Here is a 20,520-nt window from a genome sequence, read left to right as displayed (position 1 = left end):
TTCGCGTGGTGAGTGTGCGAATCCTCCATCAGTCGTCGTCGGCCGGCGTGTCCGTCGAAGGGTCCGCGGCGGCGTCCCGCGGTTCCGTGTCGGGGCCCTGTGCCCGCACCCGCTGCACGTGTTCGAGGGATTCACGCAGCTCGGCGAGCCAGTCGTCGGTGTGCCGCTGGACCAGGCGCACACACCAGGCGAGGGCGTCGCTGCGGCTGCGGGCGACCCCGCCGGCGATCAGCGTGTCCAGGACCTGGCGTTCCGGCTGGCGCAGCCGGGTCATCACAGGCGCGGCCACGTGGGTGAACAGGGCGCGCTCCCCACCGCACTCCACACCCCAGGAGACCTTGCGGCGGAAGCGGTGCTCGGCCTCGCGGGCCACCTCGACGCGTGCCTCCCGGGTGCGCTCCCGGAACTCCTGGATCCTGCCCTGGACGGCGGCCTCACGCTCGGCGCCCGACGTGCCCTCGGCGAGCCGGGGCGCCGGGATGCGGCCGATCACGGTGATCTCCTCGCGGTCGACCGTGAGCTCGGCCAGCTCCTCGAAGAGGTCCTCGGGCAGACGGCCGGCGAACCAGCCGCGCAGCTTCTCTCGTTGCGCTGTAGTAATCATGTAATGACGATTACTCGGCGCAGCCATGAACGCAAGGGGATGCGGGGGAGTCTGCCGACAGCTCAACCGGAATGTTTCAGGCCTATTAACGAAGCGCAGGAAATCGGCCACTTGGCTGCTTCGGGCGATCAAGAACCGCTCAGTTCCGGGGTTTGGGCGGTCGAACTCTGTGACTTCGCGCCACTGATTCAACACGCAAGGTTACTGAAACGCGTGGGGTCGAAGTGTGTTTCCGCGGCGGACTCGGCAGACTCGCGCTCGCCGGTCCGCCACCGACCCGGAACGGGCCGGCCCACCCTCGAATCCTGCGGAAGGATGCACACAATGCGGAACACCGCGCGCTGGGCAGCCACCCTCGCCCTCACGGCCACCGCCGTCTGCGGACCCCTGACCGGGTCGGCGCTCGCCGCCCCGGCCGCCGCCCCCGCTTCGCTCTACGCCCCCTCGGCCCTGGTGCTCACCGTCGGCCACGGCGCAAGCGCGGCCGTCGCGACCCCGCTGCGGGCCGTCACCCTGAGCTGCGCCCCGACGGCCTCCGGTACCCATCCGGATCCGGCCCTCGCCTGCGCCGAACTGCGCGGCGTCGCCGGTGACTTCAATGCCCTGACGGCGAGGGACGGCGTGATCTGCAACAAGCTGTACGACCCGGTCGTCGTCACGGTCGACGGTGTCTGGCAGGGCAAGCGGGTCTCCTATGAGCGGACCTTCGGCAACGAGTGCGTGAAGAACTCCTACGGGATCAGCGTCTTCGCGTTCTGAGAGACCGGGATCGCGGAGTCCTCGTGCACACCTGAAGAGGCCCGCCAGTGGGGAGTGCGAGTCCCTTGTCGCGGGGTACCCGTCGATCTCGCACCAGGGGTCGGCCGGGCGGAGTGGGGCCGCCCGCCGACTCCTGGCATCAGTTCCGCCCCTCCCCGGGGATCGCGGGGAGGGGCGGAAAACGTCCCAGCAGCCCCGCACCGCTCAGCAGCCGGCGGATGCCGGGCGCGTCGGAGACGATGCGCAGCCGGCCGCCGCGCTCCCGGGCCCGCGACTCGGCCCGGCACAGCACACGCAGGCCCGAGCAGTCGAAGAACTCGACCTCCCGCAGGTCGACCAGCACATCCGGCAGCGGCCGCGCGGTCGCCGCGTCCAGGTGTTCCCGGAGGAACTCCGCGGTCGCCAGATCGATCTCACCCGCGACCCTGACCACGGTGAACCGGCTGCCGGTCCGAGTGCGGGCATGAGGGTTCGCCGCGGGCGGTTCGGAAGCGCGGTCGTCCGCATGCGGCGTCATGTCCGCTCCACCAAGGCAAAGGGCGCGTTCGGTGTCGGTAGTTACCCCGATCGGCGGGGGCGCATCCCCGACACGCCGAGCGCAAGATCTGGTTCACTCGACCTGGTGAATTGTGATGGGCGAGCTTGACATTTTGCACGCGCAACGACTGGAGAGCCTTGGTTCAGGGTGCCGGGGCCGCGATGCGCAGGGGCACCGGATCGGGGGTCGGGGACGCCTCGTCGAGACAGTTGATCTTCGCCCACCAGGACATGCCGTCCTCGATCTGGCGCAGCAGGACGCCTTCACGGATCGCCCAGGGACAGATCGTGACCACCCTGAGTCCGGTCAGCTTCATCGAGGTGTGGGCGACGACCGCGCCGGCCAGGCTCTGCTCGGCGCGCGGCGCGGAGATGCCGGGAAGCCGGGCGCGTTCGACGGTCGGCAGCGCGGCCAGCCGGCCGACGGCGGCGCGTAGGTCCGAGCGCTTCAACTGCCGTTCCACGAACGGGCCGTGGCGCCCGGGCGGCGCCCCGCACAGCCGTCCCAGCTGCTGGAAGGTGCGCGAGGTGGCCACCGCTGTGCGCGGCCCCTCCCACCGGATCCGCGCGGCGACGTCCCGCAGCTGGTGCCGGACCTTGCGGCGCAGTGCGCGGACGTGCTCCTGCGGCGGCGGATCCTGCCCCTGGAAGAACTCATGGGTCAGCCGTCCCGCGCCCAGCGGCAGCGAGGCCACGAAGTCGGGCAACCGGCCGCGCCCGAAGGCCACTTCGAGGGAACCGCCGCCGATGTCCAGCAGCGCGAGGGGCCCCGACCGCCAGCCCATCCAGCGTCGCGCCCCGAGGAAGGTCAGTTCGGCCTCGACCTCGCCGGGCAGCGTGCACAACTCGACCCCGGTCCGGGACCGGACGGTGCGCAGCACGTCCCGGCGGTTCGGAGCGGCACGCACCACGGCGGTCGCGAAGGCAAGCGGCGCGGTCGCACCCCACCGGGCCGCGGTCCGGCTCGCGTCGGCGACCGCCCCGGCGATGCGGTCGATGTCCTCCTCGGAAATGCTGCTCCCCGGCCTCACGTGTTCCGACAGCCGCAGGCGCCACTTGGCGGTGTGGACCGGCAGCGGCACCCCGCCCTCGGCGTCCGCCACAACCAGTCTGACCGTGTTCGATCCCACATCCACCACGCTGATTCGCATGGGCCAGGGGGTACCCAATTCAGGGCAGGCCAACGCCCGTCAGTCGCCGCGCCAAGGTGTCATCCGGGGCAACCAGCCCGGCACCGCGCGCCGGTAGCGGGCGTAGTCGGCGCCGAAGCGGCGGGTCAGCGCGGGCTGTTCGTACCACGTGGCGAACGCCCACATCGCCCCGCCCGCGAGGGCGTCGTACCCGAACAGCACCGGCCGGGCGAGCAGCAGGCCCTGGCCGCCGATCGCCGCGATCACCGCGACGTACATCGGATTGCGCACGTACCGGTACAGTCCGCCCACCACCAGGTCCTCGGTCGGCGCGACCGGCGCCGGTGTGCCCAACCCCTCGGTCACGAAGCGCACGAAGGCCGACAGCAGGACGACCGCCCCCGCTGCCAGGGGCACCAGGCCGAGCGCGCGCACGGGCAACCACCACTCGCCCGCCCGCCAGCCGGTCAGCCACCACGGCAGCAGGACGACCACCGTGCCGGGCGCGAGGAACAGGAAGAGCGTGGACCCGAATGCCGCCGCCGTTTTGCGCATACGGCCACCATGGCAGCGATGAGGGGCCACCGTCTCCCTGCGGACGGCGGCCCCTCGGTCCGGTGCGGCTCGAGCCGGTGCGGCTCAGGCCGGCTCGATCACATGTGGACGACGGGTGCGGCGTTGGCGTCCTGTTCCGGCGCCCCGCGGCGGAAGAGGACGAAGGCGATCACGGCGCCGGCGGCGAACAGGACCGCCGACCACGAGAAGGCCGTGGTGTAGCTCTCGATCGTCGCCTGAGCCCGCACCAGCTTGCTGGTCGCGTCCTTGCCGGCCAGGTAGTCGGTCGCGGCGCTCGCGGCAAGGGTGCTCAGCAGGGCCGTACCGATCGAACCGCCCACCTGCTGCATGGCGTTGACCGTGGCGGAGGCGACGCCCGCGTCCTCGGCGGCCACCCCGCCGGTGGCCAGCTGCATGGCCGCCGGCATGACCAGGCCGAGGCCCACCCCGGTCACGATCAGCTGAGGCAGCACCGTGCTGACGTAACTCGAACCGACGCCGATCCCGGTCAGCCAGGCCATGCCGGCCGCGGCGATCGCGAAGCCCAGCGGGACGACGACCTTCGGTCCGATCCGCGGCACCAGGACCGTGGTGCCGAGCTGCGCCGCCACCATCAGCGCACCGACCATCGGCAGGAACGCCACACCGGTCTTGGTCGGGCTGAAGCCCAGGTTCAGCTGCAGGTAGTAGGTGAGGAACAGGAACACCCCGAACATGCCGCCGCCGGAGATCAGCACGGCGAGGAACGAGGCCGCCCGGTTGCGGTCCAGCAGGATGCGCAGCGGCAGCAGCGGGTGCGCGGCCTTGGTCTGCCACCAGGCGAAGGCCGCGAGCAGCACACCGCCCGCGATCAGGAAGCCCCAGGTCAGGCCCGAACCCCAGTCGTGCGTCTCGGCGTTGGAGAAGCCGTAGACAAGGGAGAACAGACCGGCGGCGACCAGCAGCGTGCCCGGCACGTCCAGCTTGGAGTTCTCCGCGTCGCGGTGGTTGGTCAGCAGCAGCCAGCCGCCCACGAAGGCGACGACGGCGATCGCGACGTTCACGTACAGCGTCCAGCGCCAGTCGAACGCGTCGGTCAGGACACCGCCGAGCAGCAGGCCCACCGCGCCGCCGGCACCGGCGATGGCGCCGTAGACGCTGAACGCCCTGGCGCGCTCCCGGGCGTCGGTGAAGGTCGTGTTGAGGAGGGAGAGCGCGGCCGGCGCCAGCAGTGCGCCGAAGGCTCCCTGCAGGGCGCGCGCGGTGACCAGCATGCCGAAGCCGTTCGCGGCACCTCCGAGCGCGGAGACGCCGGCGAAGCCGACGACGCCTATGAGGAAGGCGGTCTTGCGGCCGAAGAGGTCGGCGATACGGCCACCGAGCAGCAGCAGGGAGGCGAACGACAGGGCGTACGCGGTGACGATCCACTGCCGGTTGCCGTCGGAGAAGCCGAGGTCGGCCTGGGCCGAGGGCAGGGCGATGTTCACGATGGTGGCGTCCAGCACCACCATCAGCTGTGCGACGGCGACGACCGCGAGGATCCACCAGCGCTTCGACGAGGCGGCGGGCTCGGCCTCGGCCGCCCGTCTGGGAGCGCTGTCGGTCAGGGTGTTCTGAGACATGGGAGAACCACTCCAGGGAAGTCGTTCGGGAAATCTTGAACGAAACGGTTTCGTACACACGCAGACTAGACCCTCGATCAGCGAAACGGCAACGTTTCGTTATCTGTGTCCTCCGTCTCATATTCCTTGACCGGAATATAGCTGCAGAGGCATATTGGGGCCATGTCCGATGCCGCTCTGTGGACCGCCCTCGCCGATCCGCACCGGCGGGCCATCGTCGCGCTGCTCCTCGAGCGGCCGCGGCCCGTGGGCGAGATCGTGCAGGCGTGCGGTCTGAGTCAGCCGAGCACCTCCAAGCATCTGAAGGTGCTGCGCGAGGCGGGCCTGGTGCGGGTGCGGCAGGACGCGCAGCGTCGCGTCTACGCGCTCGACCCGGCCCCGATCGCCGAGCTCGACGCCTGGCTCGCCCCCTACCGCAGACTGTGGAACCGCAGCCTGGACGCGCTGGGCCACCGCCTCGACGAGACCGCATCGGACGATCCCGAGGAACCCGCCCCGAAGGACTGATCCACCATGACCGCTGAACTCACCGGCACGTATCTCACCCTGGACGACGGCCGCCCGGCCGTCCGCTTCAGCCGTATCTACGACCATCCCATCGAGCGCGTCTGGCAGTTCGTGACCGATGCCGAGGAACTCGCCCACTGGTTCCCCTCGCGCGCCGAGATCGACCCCCGGCCCGGCGGCACGATCAACTTCAGCGGCGATCCGAACATGCCGGAGTCCACGGGCCGGGTGCTCGCCCTCGACGAGCCGCGTCACCTGTCCTTCGAGTGGGGCGGCGACGAACTGCACTTCGACCTGGAGGCGCTGGACGACAAGCGCACCCGCTTCACCCTCACCAACGTCCTCAAGGCCGCCGACACCGCCGCCCGCAACGGCGCCGGCTGGGAGGTGTGCCTGGCCGCCCTCGACGCGAAGGCACGAGGGGAGCGGTTCGAGGGGCCGCACGCCGGGGCGGGCGTCCCCTGGAAGGACTTCTACGAGGGGTACGTCGAGGCCGGTGTGCCCTCCGGGGCGCCGGTGCCCGGCCTCGAGTGACCTCTCACGCCATCTGCCGCCGCACCAGCTCGTGCAGCCGCCCGCCCATGTCCGCGAGCAGCTGCGCGGGCGGGCCCTGCTGGGCGACCTTGCCGTCCTCCATCACGATCACGCGGTCCGCGTCCAGGACCGTGGACAGTCGGTGCGCGATGACGACGCGGGTGGCGTTGAGCGCCTTGGTCGACTCGATCACCGTGCGCTGCGTCTCGTTGTCGAGGGCGCTGGTGGCCTCGTCGAAGAAGAGGATCCGCGGCCGGCGGATCAACGCCTGAGCGATCATCAGGCGTTGGCGCTGGCCGCCGGAGACGGCGCCGCTGCCCTGGACGATCGTGTGCAGTCCCATCGGCATCCGCTTGATGTCCTCGGCGAGCCCCGCCAGCTCGGCCGCGGCCATCGCCTCCTCCGGCGTGTACGGCTCGGTGCCGCAGATGACGTCCAGGATGGAACCGGTGAAGGGCTGCGCATGCTGCAGCACCACACCGCACTGCCGGCGCACCGCCGACTGGTCGAGCGCCCCCAGGTCCTGGCCGTCGTACAGGACACTGCCCGAGACCGGTTTGTCGAAGCCGATCAGCAGCCTGAGCAGCGTCGACTTGCCGCAGCCGCTGGGGCCGACGATCGCCACGAACTCGCCGGGGCGTATCTCGAACGACACGTCGTCCAGGACCAGCGGACCGTCGTCCGTGTAGCGGAAGGACAGCCGCCGGGCCTCGATCGCGCCGGACAGCGGGCCCGGCCGGGTGCTCGCCGTGCGTACCTCCGGAGTCGCCTCCAGCACCGGCTTGATCTCCTCGAACAGCGGCAGCGCGGCCACGGTCGAGACGAACGCGCTGGTCAGCTGGGTGACGGAGGTCAGCACCATCGTCACCGAGGTGTTGAAGGTCAGGAACGCGGCCGCCGACATCACCCCGCGCGCCGGACCTGCCAGCAGCATGAACATCAGCAGCGTGCACAGCGGCAGATAGACGGCGCCCATCACCGTGGTGAGGTTCTTGATGCGGCCGACCTTCTGCTGCAGTTCACGGCTCTGCGCGAACTCCGAGGCCCAGGCCGCATACGCGTAGTTCTCGGCCGCCGCCACCCGCAGCTTCGGCAGACCGCGCAGGGTCTGGAAGGCCTGGTTGTTCAGCTTGTTGCTGAGCACGACCAGCTTGCGCTGCCAGCGCACCTGCCACAGGCCGAGCCCGAGGAAGACGGCCGCGATGACGACGAGCATGCCGATCGCGGCCAGCGCCATGGAGGGGCTGTACCAGAACAGCAGCCCCAGATTCATCGCGCCGACGGTCACCGACTGGGCGATGACGGGCCCGAGCCCGGCCATCATGCGGCGGATCGAGCTGATGCCCATGGCCGCGCTGGCCAGCTCACCGGTCGAGCGCTCGGTGAAGAACTTCGTCGGGAGCCTGAGCAGCCGGTCCCAGACGGCCGGCTGGAGCGTGGCCTCGATCCGGCCCTCCAGACGGAGGATGGTCAGGTTCTCCAGCAGCATGAAGGCCGCCGCCACGATGCTGGTGAGCATCACGGCCAGACACACCTGCGCGATCAGCCCCGTTTGCGCCTTCGGGACGAACTCGCCCAGCACCTTGCCGGTCGCGATGGGCACCAGCGCGCCGATCGCCACCGTCACCAGACCACTCAGCAGCAGGTTGGTCAGGTCGCCGCCGGTGCCGCGCATGCTGAACCGCAGCAGCCGCAAGGGGCTCAGCGTGCGTTCGGGCAGCGGGCGGTAGAACATCACCGCGCGCGGCTCGAACTCCTCCGCGTTGTCCTTCTCGATCGGCGTCTCACGTCCGGTCGCCGGATGGACGGCGACATAGCCGCCGCGCCGCCACAGCAGCGCGACCGGCGCACCCGACAGGGCCCGGTGCCCCACCAGCGGGCCGATGTTGTCCCGCCACCAGCGGCCGTCCAGGCGTACCGCCCGGGTGCGGACGCGGGAGGCGATCGCCACCAGCTCCACCGGGTCCAGGCGCTCGCTCTCGGTGCCGCTCTGCGCGGGTTCGGCGAGCTGGATCCCGGCCGCCTCGGCGACCAGCTTGCACGCCGCGTACGAGGCGTCCGCATCGGCGGCCGTCGTGCGCTTGCCGGACGACTTGCCGATCGAGGCCAGCAGCGTGCGGTCGGCCTGGGCGCGGACCGCCTCACCGGCCTTGATGCCGGCGGCCGTCCGGGTCTCGTGGGTGCGCTCCAGCTGCTCGATCCACCGGTCCAGCGTGGTGAGCAGGCGGTACTGCTGGTCGACCATGCTCTGCCAGACCGCCGGGTCCATCAGCAGGTCGGCGGCGGCCTCGGCACCGTAGAGCGAGCCGTACTGGACGCTGCCGGGCGGCACCTGCATCCAGAACACGTCCTCGTCGGTCACCTCGGCGGCCGACCCCTCGGTCGCCATCGGTGCCTGGAAGAGGACGGACAGGCTGCGGCCGACGCCGAGGGCGAGGGCGTATTCGAGGGGGCTGGTCGTCGGCGGCACGTACTGGGCGTTGCCGTACTCGTCGTAGGACCAGGTCTGGGTGTCGGCCGTCTGGTACAGCTCGCGCAGGCCGATGCGGTGCACCACGCAGTCGCGCAGGGGGCGGGCGACCAGGGTGTGCTGGGGGCCGGGGACCGGGCCCAGGATCAGCGAGCCCGCCTCCAGCCGGCCGAGGTGGTGCCAGTGGCCCTGCTGCACGGCGTCCACCGCGAACAGGTCGAGGCTGCCGGCCGCGACCAGCCACAGCACCTGCGGACCCTCCAGATCGAGCCGGGTCAGCCCCGAGCAGTCGACGTAGGTGCCCATGGAGCCGAGGGCGCCGAGAACCAGGTCGCCTTCGTGTGCGGTCGTCATCTCATCGCTCCCTGACCAGCGCCGCGTACGCGCCGCCGCGCGTCACCAGGTCCTCGTGCCGCCCGCGTTCCACGATCGTGCCGTGCTGCAGTACGACGATCTCGTCGCTGTCGCGCACCGTGCTGAGCCGGTGCGCGATCACCACGCAGGCGCAGCCGCGCCTGCGCAGGTTGTCCATCACGACCTGCTCGGTCTCCGCGTCCAGGGCGCTGGTGACCTCGTCGAGGACCAGGATGCTGGGGCGGCGCACCAGCGCCCGGGCGATCTCCAGGCGCTGGCGCTGACCGCCGGAGAAGTTGCGGCCGTCCTGCTCCACCTTGCTGTGGATGCCGCCCGGCCTGCGCGTCACGACGTCGTAGAGCGCGGCGTCGCGCAGCGCGTCGACGACCGCGTCGTCCGGGATCGACGGGTCCCACAGCGCCACGTTGTCGCGCACCGACCCCTCGAACAGGAAGACCTCCTGGTCCACGAAGGAGACCGAGGCGGCGAGCGCGCCGCGCGGGATGTCGTCCAGGCGCTGTCCGTCGATGCGGATCACGCCCTCCCAGGGGGTGTACAGGCCCGAGATCAGGCGGGAGACCGTGGACTTGCCGCTTCCCGAACCGCCGACCAGGGCGACCTGCTGGCCGGGGCCGACGGTCAGGTCGAAGCCGGTGAGCAGGGGCTTGTCGAGCGGGTTGTAGCCGAAGGTGATGTTCTGCAGCTCGACGTGGCCGTGCAGCCGGCGGGTGGAGTCGCCGGCGCCGGGGCGGCCGTAGAGCGGGTCGGCCTGGAAGTTCTCGACGTCCTTGAGGCGGGCCACGTCGGCGGCGAAGTCCTGGATGCGGCCCGCGACGCCGTTCAGCCGGGTGATCGGCGCGGTGAAGCGGGTGACCAGGGCCTGGAAGGCGACCAGCAGACCGACCGAGATGCCGCCCTCGACCGCGCGCATGCCGCCGATCCACAGGATCAGCGCGCTGTTCAGCGAGGCCAGCGTCGGCGCGACCACGCCCAGCCAGGCGCTCGGCACACCGAGCCGCTGCTGCTCCTCCAGGGTGGTGGCGTGCTGCCCGGCCCACTTGCGGAAGTAGCCGTCCTCGCCGCCGGTCGCCTTCATCGTCTCGATCAGCTGCAGACCGGTGTAGGCGGTGTTGGTGAGCCGGGCGCTGTCGGCGCGCAGCTTCGCCGTCCGGGTGGCGCGCAGCCGGATCACGACCCGCATGGCGACGATGTTCAGCAGCGCGACACCGATGCCGAGGAAGGTCAGCTGCGGGTCGTACGTGTAGAGCAGGACGGCGTAGAGAACCACGACCACCGCGTCCACGCCCGCCGCCGCCAGGTCGCGGGCCAGGGTCTCGGCCACCTGGTCGTTGGACTGCAGCCGCTGCACCAGGTCGGCCGGGCTGCGCTGGGCGAAGAACGTCACCGGCAGCCGCAGCAGATGCCGCAGGAAACGGGCGCTGGAGAGGGTCGAGGAGATGATGCGGCCGCGCAGCAGATTCGCCTGCTGCAGCCACGTCAGCACCACCGTGAGCAGCACGGACGCGCCCATCGACGCGAACAGCACCCCCAGCAGCGAGGTCTTCTGGCCGATCAGGAACTCGTCGATGTACGTCCGGCTGAGCGCGGGCACCGCCGCGCCGACCGCGACCAGCAGCAGGCTCGCCAGCACCGCGGCGGGCATGGTGCCCGCGGTGCCGCGCAACCGGGCCGGCATCGCGCCCAGGATCCCGGGCTTGCGGCCGCCCTTGCTGAAGCCCTCGCCGGGCTCCATGACCAGGACGACCCCGGTGAAACTGCCGTCGAAGTCCTCCATCGGCACAAAACGGCGGCCCTTGCCGGGGTCGTTGATGTAGACCCCGCGACGGCCGAAGCGGCGCCCCATGCCGTCGTAGACGACGTAGTGGTTGAACTCCCAGAACAGGACGGCCGGCGTCTTGACCTCGGCGAGAGCGGCCGTGTCCATCTGCATGCCTTTGGCCGTCAGGCCGTAACTGCGGGCCGCCTTCAGCAGGTTGCTGGCGCGCGAGCCGTCGCGGGAGACACCGCAGGCGATGCGCAGCTCCTCCAGCGGAACGTGCTTTCCGTAGTGGCCGAGCACCATCGCGAGGGAGGCGGCGCCGCACTCCACGGCCTCCATCTGCAGGACCGTCGGTGTGCGGACGGTCTTCACCCTGCCCTTGGGGACGGGACGCTTGGGCGGAGCGGCACGGCGCCTGCTCCGCGTCTCCTGTGCGGTGCTCACGGCAGCAGCCAATCGACGGGACGCTGATCGGCCAGCCGGATCGAGCCCGAGGCCAGGGTCATGGAGGTGAGGTCGAACGGCGGCCCGTCCTTCGACGACCACTGGTAGCCGCTCTTGGTGCTCGACGACTTGTCGAGCCTGACCAGTACGGCCACCGGGCGGCCCTTCTTGGTGAACTGCTCGCCCAGCTGGCTGTCCCCGAGGAACGCGGCGATCTCCTGGGCCGACTGCGCGGAGCGGTCCACCGACTTCACATGACCGCGCAGCACGCCGTACGTCTGGGTCGGCACCGAGGAGACGGTCAGGTCCACGGCGGCGTCCGCGGGGATGGAGGCCGCGTTCTCGGCGGGCACGTACACCGTGGCGTACAGCGGATCGCCGGCGTGCGCGACCTTCTCCACGGCGGCGACGTTCGCGCCGGTCTGGATGATCTGCCCGATGGTCGCGGCCAGCCCGGTGATCCGTCCCGCGGCGACGGTGCGGACGACGCTGTCGCCCTGGGCCGTACGGACCTTCAGGACCGGCGAGCCGGTCGGCAGCCGCTCGCCCTGCTGGGCGAGCACCGCCGTGACCTGGCCCGCGACCGGGCTCTGCAGGATGTAGCTGCCCTCACCGTGCGTGAGGATCGCGGGAGCACTCACCGTGGAGGTCACCGAGCCGGTGACCGCCCACACGGAGGCGGCCGCCATCGCGACCACCGTCACCGACAGGACGAGCCAGCCCTGGGGGCGGGCGAAACGCACCGGAAGATCGAGCTCCTCCGGCGACTGGAGCTTGGCGAGGGCCTGCTGGCGGAACTGCACGGAACTTTCCCTCACCTGAAAACGAGAGAGGACCGGCTCGCACGAGCCGGCTGGTTCAAGAGCCTGTCTGAGGCTTTTACGGCAACCGAAGGCCCCGGAGTCGCCTTACGACTCCGGGACTCGACGATCACAAAAGGCGCGATCAGAGACCGGCGACCAGGCTGGTGACCGGAGCGGTGTTCAGGCCGGTCACACCCTCGACGGTGCCGATGGCCGTGCCGAGCGTGCTGGAAACGGGAGCAATGCCGTCCAGCGCACCGGTGACGGAGTTGACAGCGTTGATCGACAGGCCGCCGGAAACAGCGTCGAGCTCGGCGTCCGAGATCTCAACGGTCTCAACACGGGGGGTGGAGTTCATGATGGAACTTCCCTTCGTATGGATATTTCACAAGGGGGGAGCGGCCCCCCTCTGGGGGACAGAGCGACGGCCGCGACCGCAGGCGCCGGGCTTCCGTTTCCGGTGACCCTTCGCGGCCCCTGCGGTGCGATGGATCAAAGCACGCTGCGGGCACACGCTTCCAATCAACCAACGGCCTCACCAGGCAACTTGAGTCCCAGGGGCACCCATCCGTGCAGGCTTGCGCACGGCTCGATGGCGAGTTCTTCACATGCGTCACGGCATCGGTTCGTTCGCAGGCTTGCCTTCTCCGCGACGAATCCGACACTCCCGTCCCAATGGCGTGTCGGAGGTCGGCGGCGTGTGCAGATCCCCTGCACCCGGTGACCCGGATGGGAATTGGATGTGCAGATTCCCTGAAGTTGTGATTCAGATCGCAGTTCTGAACGGACCGTTGTCGATCGACTGCGGAACGTGTCTGCCCGGAATCGGGCCGAGAAGTACTCAGCCGAGAAGTGCGTAGACCGTGCTGGCGCGTGCCGCGAGTTCACCCGAGACCTCGGCGGTCAGCGTGATGTCCGCGAATGCCATACGGCGCCCCAATTTGGTGAGCACCGCTTCGATCAAGACATCCGAACCGGTCACCGCGCGCTGGAACGACGTCGACTGCTGCACCGTCGTCATCGGTCCGTAGGCCCCGCGAGCGGCCGACACGGCGATCACGGTGGCCGTGTCGGCGGCGGCCATCAGCGCCTGCCCCGACAGCCCGCCGCCCTCCCGGGCCAGCCGGTCCGACCAGGGAAGTCGCAGCGTCGCCCGGTCGTCGGCGAGCGCCTCGACCGTCAGGCCCAGCTCGAGGACCCAAGGGGCGAAGTTGGCGGAGAGGATCTTGTCCGCTTCGGCGGTGGTCATCGTCATATGGGCGATTGTTCCCCGCGCGGGTTCGTCAGACGCGGGTCATGGCCGATTCGGCGTTGTGCAAAGCAAGTTGGCAAACGGAATTGAACGCACCGTGTGACCCGTGCGTACCAACAGCCATCCAGGCGCCCGAACAGAACAGCTGCCGTACGGCGGCACAGACTCCGGTCCCCCAGGAGGTCGAGAAGTTTGAGTCACAAGCGAATTCCGAAGCGCAAGGCCGCGATCGCGGCAGGCAGCGTCGCGGCGCTCGGCGCAGCCGCCATCCTGCTGCCGCACGCCAACGCGTCGCAGGACGGGGCGTCGACCACCGCCGCCCCCAAGACCCTGAAGGCGACGGACGCCTCGAATCTCGCCTCGCAGCTCCAGAACCTGCTCGGTGACGCCTTCGCCGGTTCGTACTACGACTCGGGCACGCAGCAGCTGACCGTCAACGTCATATCCGGCGACAAGAACAACGTGGTCGTCCAGGCGGAAGAGGCGGGCGCGAAGGTCCGCGAGGTCAAGAACAGCCTCGCCGCGCTGAAGGCCGGCGCACAGACCCTGAAGGCCAAGGCGACGATCCCGGGCACCGCCTGGGCGATCGACCCGAAGACCAACAAGCTGGCCGTCACCGCCGACTCCACGGTCACCGGCGCCAAGTGGGACAGACTGACCTCGACGGTCAAGAGCCTCGGCGCCGACATGGCCACCGTGAAGAAGTCCTCCGGCACCTTCAAGACGAAGGTGTCGGGCGGTGACGCCATCTTCGCCCAGACCGCCCAGGGCGGGGTCCGGTGCTCTCTCGGCTTCAACGTCACGGCCAGCGACGGCAGTCCTGCCTTCCTGACCGCCGGTCACTGCGGAGTAGCGGCCAAGCAGTGGTCCGACTCCCAGAACGGCCAGCCGATTGCCACCGTCGACCAGGCCACGTTCCCGGGCAGCGACTTCTCCCTGGTCAAGTACGACGACGCCGGCACCCAGGCGCCCAGCGAGGTCAACGCGGGCAACGGCCAGACCGTCCAGATCACGAAGGCCGCGGACGCCACCGTGGGCGAGACGGTCTTCCGGATGGGCAGCACGACCGGCCTGCACAACGGCCAGGTCACCGGCCTCGACGCCACCGTGAACTTCGCGAGCGAGACCGTCCCGGGCGGCACCGACACCGTCAACGGCCTCATTCAGACCAACGTCTGCGCCGAGGCCGGCGACAGCGGCGGCTCCCTGTTCACGCAGGACGGCAGCGCGGTCGGCCTGACCTCCGGCGGCTCCGGCGACTGCACCGCCGGCGGCGAGACGTTCTTCCAGCCGGTGACCGCGGCCCTGCAGGCCACGGGCGCGACGCTGGGCGACGGCGGCGCGGGTGCGGGTGCCGGTGCGGGCGCGGGTGACCAGGCAGGCACCGCCGACCCGTCCGCCTCCGCCTCGGCCGGCGACCAGGCCGGCGGCGGCGACGCGGTCGGCGGCGGCGACCAGGTGGGCACCGCCGACCCGTCCGCGACGGCCAGCGACGGGACCGGGGCCGGTGACCAGTCCGGGAACGGCGTCGGCGACCAGTCCGGTGCCGGTGCGGGTGACCAGTCCGGCACCGGTGCGGGGGACCAGAGCGGCACCGGTACGGGCGACGGTTCGTCGTCCCTCAACGGGTCCCAGTGAGTGAGTCCCGCTCACCGAGCGAGCGCACTCATCGAGCGCGGGACCCCCTGATGGAGACCCACTGATCGGCCTCCAGTGTGGTTCCGGTCGACGGTGGACGGTCCGGCCCTCCGGCGGGAGGGCCGGACCGCGTCGTGTCAGCGCCCGCGCAGACCTACTCAACGGGCCCGCAGCAGCAACAGCGCCACGTCGTCGAGCCGTTCGCGTGCGGCCGTGCTGTGCCGTACGAGATGGTCGGCGAGCTCGTCCAGGGGCAACTCGCCCGCCTCGTTGAGGCGTTCACCGAGGCCGGCGAGCGCGTCCTCGATGTCCACGCCGGGCGATTCGATCAACCCGTCCGTGTAGAGGGCCAGCACGGAACCGGGAGCAAGGTCGACCTGCGTCGTCGGGTAGCCGGCCGAGCCGTCGATGCCGAGCAGCGGGCCACCGGCCAGGTCGAGTACCCGCACCCGTCCGTCGGGGCGGCGCAGCAGCGGCGGCGGATGACCCGCCCGGGCCATCACGGCCCGCCCGCGCGCGGGGTCGAGCCGTAGATACAGACAGCTGGCGAACAGATCCGCGCCGAGATCGATCAGCAGCCGGTTGGTGCTGCCCATGACCTCCTCGGGCGCCTGGCCCACGGTCGTGTAGGCGCGCACGGCGGTGCGGATCTGCCCCATCAGCCCTGCCGCGGTCACGTTGTGCCCCTGGACGTCCCCGATCACCGCCGCCGCCCCGCCCCGTGTCGGCACCAGGTCGTAGAAGTCGCCGCCGATCTCCATGCCGTGCGTGGCGGGCAGATAGCGGGAGGCCGAGTCGATGCCGGCCAGCGGCGGCAGTGAGTGCGGCAGCAGAGCCGCCTGCAGGCCGTGCGCCAGCTGGTTCTTGGCGTCGTAGAGCAGGGCACGCTCCAGGGCCTGCGCGATCAGGCCGCTGAGGCTCGTCAGCACCGCGCGCTCGTCCGCGGGGAACGGATGCGGCTCGGCGTAGGCGAGCACACAGGTGCCCACCGGGCGTCCTGACGCGATCAACGGCAGATAGGCCCAGGCTGCGAAGCCGCCCGGGGTGGCCCGCCGCGAGGGATACAGGCGCTCCAGCTCCTCCCGGGAGTCGAAGAACGCCGGCACCCCGGTGTTCAGGGCGTGCGTGCCCGGCGTGCGCTCGGTCAGCGGCAGCCCGTCGAACCGCTCCACGACCTGCGCGTCCGGATATCCGCGGTGCCCGAGCACATGCAGCCGCCCCGCCCGGGAGCCGAGGACCACCAGCGCCTGGCTGCCCACGGCCGGTACGACCTCGTCCGCGACCAGCTGCACCACGTCCTGCACGCCGACCGCCTCGGTCAGCGCACCGGCCAGCGTCAGCACCTGGGAGATGGTGACCAGCCGGGAGGGGGCGTCACCGGGCTGCGGCCCGGCCCGTTTCATCTCCGCCACCGCCCGCGCGCGGGTGACGCGGACGCTGAGCCCGGTCGTACTGGGATACATCCGGAAGGACATCCAGTCCCCGGGCGGGCGCAGCGCCACGAACGAGGTCGTCTGCTGGCTGATCAGCGCGGCCCGGTAGCGGTCCTCGTAGACGGGGTCGTTGAGCCAGGGCACCGACGCCCACAGCTGCGTGCCCAGCAGCTTGCTGACCGGGAGACCGATCAGTTCGGCCGCCGCCGCGTTGGCGAAGGCGACCCGGCCGTGCAGATCCAGCGAGCACAGCCCGTACGGCAGCCGTGCCACCATCCGCGCCGCCTCCACCGTGCCGAGGGTGCCGGCCAGGCTGCCCGCCGGCGGTCCACCGAGCAGATCGGGCTCGGGCAGCAGCTGCCGGCTCTCCTCGAGGGCCCGCTCCAGCCGCTTAGCCAGTCGGTCGCAGGCCGCGGTCAGATGGTCCCGCTCCCGGTCGGACAGCTCGGGCGGATGCGAGCCGGGCCAGGTCACGAAGACCGCGCCGTACGCCGTCGTGCCGGTCGCCACCGGCACCGCGGCCAGCGCGAAGGGATAGGGCAGCACCACGGCGATGCGCGGATAGCGTGCCGCCATCTCCTCCTCGCCGCCCACCCACACCAGCCGCCGCTCCCGCAGCGCGTCCGCGACCGGGATCGGCGCGCTCAGCCCCACCCGCTCCCAGGGCGCTGCGAAGGCCCGGGGCAGGCCCGCCATCACGGCCATCTCCAGCACGGGTTCGGCGGGCGACAGCAGATACACCGCCCCGGAGTGCGCGTGGACCTCGTCCATCATCGACGCCAGCGCCAGGGACAGCAGCGGCCGGCCCACCCGCGTCCTGGCGGCCGCCGGCGCCTGCGCGGACGTCTGCCCGTCGGACACGCCGACCACCTCCTCGCACGGCCGGGCGACGGGGCCCAGGGATCAATCTGCCCCCTGGCGGCCGGTCGCGCACGGCGAGCGGTGGCCGGACGGCGCCGACCGGCCCGAGTACGGGCACACGACGGTCCCCGGCTCGGTGAAGAAGGCTCGCGTACCCCCTTGCCCCCGGTGCATGCCTCCTGAGTTGATGCGCGGGGCGGTGTGCGGGCGCCGCGCGTGCGCCCCCGCGCCCCCTGTTGGCCGGTTCTTCGCGCCCATGAACGGTCGCGGGCGCCAACAATGGGCACGCGTTCAACACCAATGCGACCGCAGACGGAATGACGGAATGCTGAGGGGCGGCAGTGATCCGGGTACTTCTGGTGCATGACGAGTGTCTGGTGCGATCGGTGCTGGCGGACTGGCTGCGCCGGGAACCCGACCTCGCAGTGGAGGACACGCCGTGGCGCGGCGCACCCGGCCGGGTGAGGTCCCTGCGGCCCGACGTCTGCGCGGCGGATCTGGAGTGCGCGGACACGTGCGGCATCCCGCCGCTCGGCGAGCTGCGCTCGCGCGGCCCGGACGGGGTACCACCGAGACTTCTCGTGCTTGCCAGTGCGAACAGGCCGGGCCTGCTGAAACGGGCGATCGAGGCGGGGGCGCTCGGTTACGTCGACAAGGAGGCCTCGCCGGAACACCTCGTGCACGGGATCCGGCGGGTCGCCCAGGGGGAACGTTTCATCAGCGACTCGTTGGGCTTCGGGTTCCTCAAGGCCGCCGAGATGCCGCTGACCCGGCGGGAGCTGAGCGTGTTATCCCTGGCCGCCGAGGGTGCGTCCGTCGCGGAGATCGCCGGGAGCCTTCACCTGTCCCACGGGACCGTGCGCAACTACATGGCGGCCATCACCCGCAAGACCGGGGCTCGCAACCGCATCGACGCGATCCGTATCTCGCAGGGGGAGGGCTGGCTGTGACGGCGCGGGCGTCCAGCTTCCGACCAGCTCGCGGTACAGCGGCGAGGTCTCCAGCAGCTCGTCGTGGGTTCCGCAGGCGGTGCCCCGCCCGTCCATGACCAGCACGCGATCCGCCCGCCGCGCCGAGCTGATGCGGTGGGCCACCACGACGAGGGTGCCGCCCGGCCGCTGCGCGAACGCCCGCTCGGCGCGCTCCTCCGCCTGCGGATCCAGATGACAGGTCGCCTCGTCGAGCAGGGCGAGCGGGGCGTTCGACAGATAGGCCCGGGCCAGCGCGATCAGCTGCCGTTCGCCCGCGGAGAGCGCCGCGGGGTCGATCTGGGCGCCGGGCCCGCCGAGCGCGTCGACCAGCGGGCCGAGCCCGACGGCGTCGGCCGCCGCGAGCAGCTCCGCCTCCGGCACGGGACCCTCCCGGAAATGGGCGAGATTGTCGGCGACGGTCCCGGTGAACACGTACGCCTCCTGCGGAATGAGCACCCGCCGCCGAGCGGCCGCCGCCGACGGCACCGGTTCCCCACCCACCCGGATCGTCCCGCGACGCGGCTTCAGCAGTCCCGCGACCAGAGCGGTGAGCGTGGACTTCCCGATCCCACTGGGACCGACGACGGCCAGGTGGGAGCCGGGAGGAAGGACGAGGTCGAGGTTTGCGATGACGGGGGTGGCGGTGGGGCCGTAGGCGAAGGTGACGGAGGTGAGGGAGAGCGCGGGGGTGGCGGGCGCGTCGGCGGGCGACGGGCGTCGCGGGGCCGGTGTGGGGCGATTGCTTGGGCGGACCGGTGCCGGCGGCGGGCGGTGGGAGTGGTCGCCGGGGGTGGCTGGGCTGGTGGCTGGGTCGTCGGGGGGCGCTCGGTGTGGGGCAGGTGTGCGGTGACCGTCTTGGCCGTCGGCTGAGGCAGGCGTCTTGCGGGGCCGGCTGCCCGGGGTTGTTGCGGCGGGGGTCGTCTGGTGGGGCGCAGGGTCTTGCCTCTCGGGCGGGGCAGGCCTGTGGGCGCGGTCGTCGGGGGTGGCGGCTGGGGCGGTGCCGGAGCATGGCGAAGCGTGCCGGGCAGGGATCGGGGGTTCGCCTTGGTGGCCGTCGAGCACGGGCAGCCTCTGCGGAGCCCGGTCGTCGGGGGGCGTGGAGGGGCTTCGCTGGTCGGTGGGTGTTGGCAGGGGCAAGGGCGATGGGCGGGGGCCGTCGTGGCTGTCTGTTGCGGTTCGTACCGGGTGCGGAGGGTCGGTGCCGGCCCTGTGGGGCGGGGCCAGCCGTCGTAGGACCACCGTCAGGCGGGAGCCGCTCGTGCCGAGGCCGTGGACCAGGTTGCCGAGGGCCGGGAGGAGGGACTGGGTGATGTAGGCGAGGGCGCCGACCAGGGCGCCTGTGGTGACACCCCGGGACAGGAGCCAGGGGGCGGCGGCGAGCAGCAGCACGATCGGGAGCTGGCCGCCGACGGCGAGCGACGCGATGCGCAGGACGCCCCAGCGGGCGAGGGAGCGGGCGGCCCGCAGTTCGGCGTCGACGAGTTCCCCCGTGTCGGCGGCGATCCGTTCCTCGGCGCCGGTGGCCGTGATGTCCCGCAGCCCCGGGCAGACGGCACCCAGGCGGTCGGCCAGGGCCTCGTCGGCGACGAGGAACGCCTCCTGCCGGCGGGCCAACGGCCGCAGCGACGCCGCGAACAGGGCCACTCCGGCCAGCAGCGGCGGCCCCACGACCAGCAGGAGCAGCGGGGCGAGCGAGCACAGCCCGACGAACGCCCCCACCGCGGTGAACACGAACGAGCGCGACACCATGACGAGCCCGGCAAAGGTGTCCCGCGCGATCTCCACCTGCTGCGTCAGCCCCGACAGCGCCCCGCCGTCGGCCTTCCGGACCCCGCGCGCGACCACCCGCTCGACCAGCCGGTCCCGCAGGGGCTCGACCAGCGCGGCGACGGCCGCGTAGACCCGTCCGGTCCCGTACGCCCCCACGACGACACCGAGCCCGGCCACGCCGAGCCAGGCCAGCCCGATCTCGGCCCGCCCGGCCAGGAACCCCGCGTCGAGTGCGCGCGCCGGGGCGTATCCGGTGACAAAGGTCTGCCCCGTCTCCAGCACGGACCACCCGCCGAGCCGCACCACGACCCGCCACCGCCCCCTCAGGAAACGAAGCCCACGCACAAGGATCCCGCTGCCGTGCTGCGCGCCACCCCGGCCATTCATCGGGTCTCTCCTTCGTGGATACCCCCGACTTCAGCCGGGTGAGGAAACGAAGTTCCTGCGGAGCAGGGCAGGAAGAGCCAGTTCGCCGCCAGGGCGGAGCGGCGTTCGCCGGCAGCTGGCCGACCCCCGC

At 71.5% G+C, this 20,520-nt stretch carries 16 protein-coding genes and 1 pseudogene; 5 read left to right on the top strand and 12 right to left on the bottom strand.

Features of this window, described 5'->3' with window-relative positions:
- Positions 1-28: 28 nt before the first annotated feature.
- The gene (locus tag ACFY1U_RS32220) at positions 29-604 is read right to left on the bottom strand and encodes a hypothetical protein (RefSeq protein WP_390697658.1); all 576 of its coding nucleotides are present in this window, start codon (positions 602-604) and stop codon (positions 29-31) included.
- Between the two features lie 324 nt (positions 605-928).
- Here ACFY1U_RS32220 and ACFY1U_RS32215 point away from each other — a divergent pair, with 324 nt between their 5' ends.
- Complete coding sequence (locus tag ACFY1U_RS32215) at positions 929-1,363, top strand: protease inhibitor (RefSeq protein WP_390697657.1); 435 nt, start codon at positions 929-931, stop codon at positions 1,361-1,363.
- A 139-nt stretch (positions 1,364-1,502) separates the two neighbouring features.
- On the opposite strand, the gene ACFY1U_RS32210 is transcribed toward ACFY1U_RS32215, so the two are convergent.
- The 4 genes from ACFY1U_RS32210 to ACFY1U_RS32195 form a co-directional block, all read right to left on the bottom strand.
- Positions 1,503-1,880 carry an STAS domain-containing protein gene (locus ACFY1U_RS32210; protein WP_390697656.1) on the bottom strand — a complete coding sequence of 126 codons (378 nt, stop codon included), beginning with the start codon at positions 1,878-1,880 and terminating at the stop codon, positions 1,503-1,505.
- Between the two features lie 163 nt (positions 1,881-2,043).
- Complete coding sequence (locus tag ACFY1U_RS32205; RefSeq protein WP_390697655.1) at positions 2,044-3,051, bottom strand: Ppx/GppA family phosphatase; 1,008 nt, start codon at positions 3,049-3,051, stop codon at positions 2,044-2,046.
- 39 nt (positions 3,052-3,090) lie between these two features.
- Complete coding sequence (locus ACFY1U_RS32200; RefSeq protein WP_390697654.1) at positions 3,091-3,585, bottom strand: methyltransferase family protein; 495 nt, start codon at positions 3,583-3,585, stop codon at positions 3,091-3,093.
- A gap of 98 nt (positions 3,586-3,683) precedes the next feature.
- Positions 3,684-5,186 (bottom strand): MFS transporter, encoded by a 1,503-nt coding sequence (locus ACFY1U_RS32195; RefSeq protein ID WP_390697653.1) that lies wholly within the window; start codon positions 5,184-5,186, stop codon positions 3,684-3,686.
- A 162-nt stretch (positions 5,187-5,348) separates the two neighbouring features.
- Between ACFY1U_RS32195 and ACFY1U_RS32190 the strand changes: the two genes are divergently transcribed.
- Both ACFY1U_RS32190 and ACFY1U_RS32185 read left to right on the top strand, forming a co-directional pair.
- Entirely contained in the window at positions 5,349-5,693 is a 345-nt protein-coding gene (locus ACFY1U_RS32190; RefSeq protein WP_390697652.1) for an ArsR/SmtB family transcription factor, read from the top strand.
- 6 nt (positions 5,694-5,699) lie between these two features.
- Positions 5,700-6,227, top strand: a complete 528-nt coding sequence (locus ACFY1U_RS32185) for an SRPBCC family protein (protein ID WP_390697651.1) — start codon at positions 5,700-5,702, stop codon at positions 6,225-6,227.
- 4 nt (positions 6,228-6,231) lie between these two features.
- Here ACFY1U_RS32185 and ACFY1U_RS32180 read toward each other — a convergent pair whose 3' ends face one another.
- The 5 genes from ACFY1U_RS32180 to ACFY1U_RS32160 all read right to left on the bottom strand — a co-directional run bounded on the left by ACFY1U_RS32180 (position 6,232) and on the right by ACFY1U_RS32160 (position 13,333).
- Positions 6,232-9,051, bottom strand: coding sequence for an NHLP bacteriocin export ABC transporter permease/ATPase subunit (locus ACFY1U_RS32180; RefSeq protein WP_390697650.1), 2,820 nt, complete (start codon positions 9,049-9,051; stop codon positions 6,232-6,234).
- 1 nt (position 9,052) lies between these two features.
- Positions 9,053-11,275: an NHLP family bacteriocin export ABC transporter peptidase/permease/ATPase subunit gene (locus ACFY1U_RS32175; RefSeq protein WP_390697649.1), complete on the bottom strand. Its 2,223-nt coding sequence runs from the start codon at positions 11,273-11,275 to the stop codon at positions 9,053-9,055.
- Positions 11,272-12,078 carry an HlyD family efflux transporter periplasmic adaptor subunit gene (locus ACFY1U_RS32170; RefSeq protein WP_390697648.1) on the bottom strand — a complete coding sequence of 269 codons (807 nt, stop codon included), beginning with the start codon at positions 12,076-12,078 and terminating at the stop codon, positions 11,272-11,274. The genes ACFY1U_RS32175 and ACFY1U_RS32170 overlap by 4 nt, the downstream gene beginning before the upstream one ends.
- 142 nt (positions 12,079-12,220) lie before the next feature.
- Positions 12,221-12,436 (bottom strand): type A2 lantipeptide, encoded by a 216-nt coding sequence (locus ACFY1U_RS32165; RefSeq protein ID WP_390697646.1) that lies wholly within the window; start codon positions 12,434-12,436, stop codon positions 12,221-12,223.
- A 483-nt stretch (positions 12,437-12,919) separates the two neighbouring features.
- Positions 12,920-13,333: a PaaI family thioesterase gene (locus tag ACFY1U_RS32160; protein WP_390697645.1), complete on the bottom strand. Its 414-nt coding sequence runs from the start codon at positions 13,331-13,333 to the stop codon at positions 12,920-12,922.
- Between the two features lie 189 nt (positions 13,334-13,522).
- On the opposite strand from ACFY1U_RS32160, the gene ACFY1U_RS32155 reads away from it, so the two are divergent.
- Positions 13,523-14,968, top strand: a complete 1,446-nt coding sequence (locus tag ACFY1U_RS32155; RefSeq protein WP_390697644.1) for a S1 family peptidase — start codon at positions 13,523-13,525, stop codon at positions 14,966-14,968.
- Positions 14,969-15,126: 158 nt separating this feature from the next.
- Here the strand turns inward: ACFY1U_RS32155 and ACFY1U_RS32150 are convergent, their stop codons facing one another.
- Entirely contained in the window at positions 15,127-17,271 is a 2,145-nt protein-coding gene (locus tag ACFY1U_RS32150) for a PP2C family protein-serine/threonine phosphatase (protein WP_390697643.1), read from the bottom strand.
- A gap of 332 nt (positions 17,272-17,603) precedes the next feature.
- On the opposite strand from ACFY1U_RS32150, the pseudogene ACFY1U_RS32145 reads away from it, so the two are divergent.
- Positions 17,604-18,128: pseudogene (locus ACFY1U_RS32145) on the top strand (LuxR C-terminal-related transcriptional regulator); the annotation flags it as partial.
- On the opposite strand, the gene ACFY1U_RS32140 reads toward ACFY1U_RS32145, so the two are convergent.
- Complete coding sequence (locus ACFY1U_RS32140; RefSeq protein ID WP_390697642.1) at positions 18,051-20,390, bottom strand: ATP-binding cassette domain-containing protein; 2,340 nt, start codon at positions 20,388-20,390, stop codon at positions 18,051-18,053. The pseudogene ACFY1U_RS32145 and the gene ACFY1U_RS32140 sit on opposite strands and share 78 nt — an antisense overlap.
- Positions 20,391-20,520: the final 130 nt, after the last annotated feature.

It is taken from the genome of Streptomyces sp. NPDC001351 (genome assembly GCF_042896045.1).
Lineage (GTDB): Bacteria > Actinomycetota > Actinomycetes > Streptomycetales > Streptomycetaceae > Streptomyces.
This window is presented reverse-complemented; position numbering and strand designations above follow the sequence as displayed.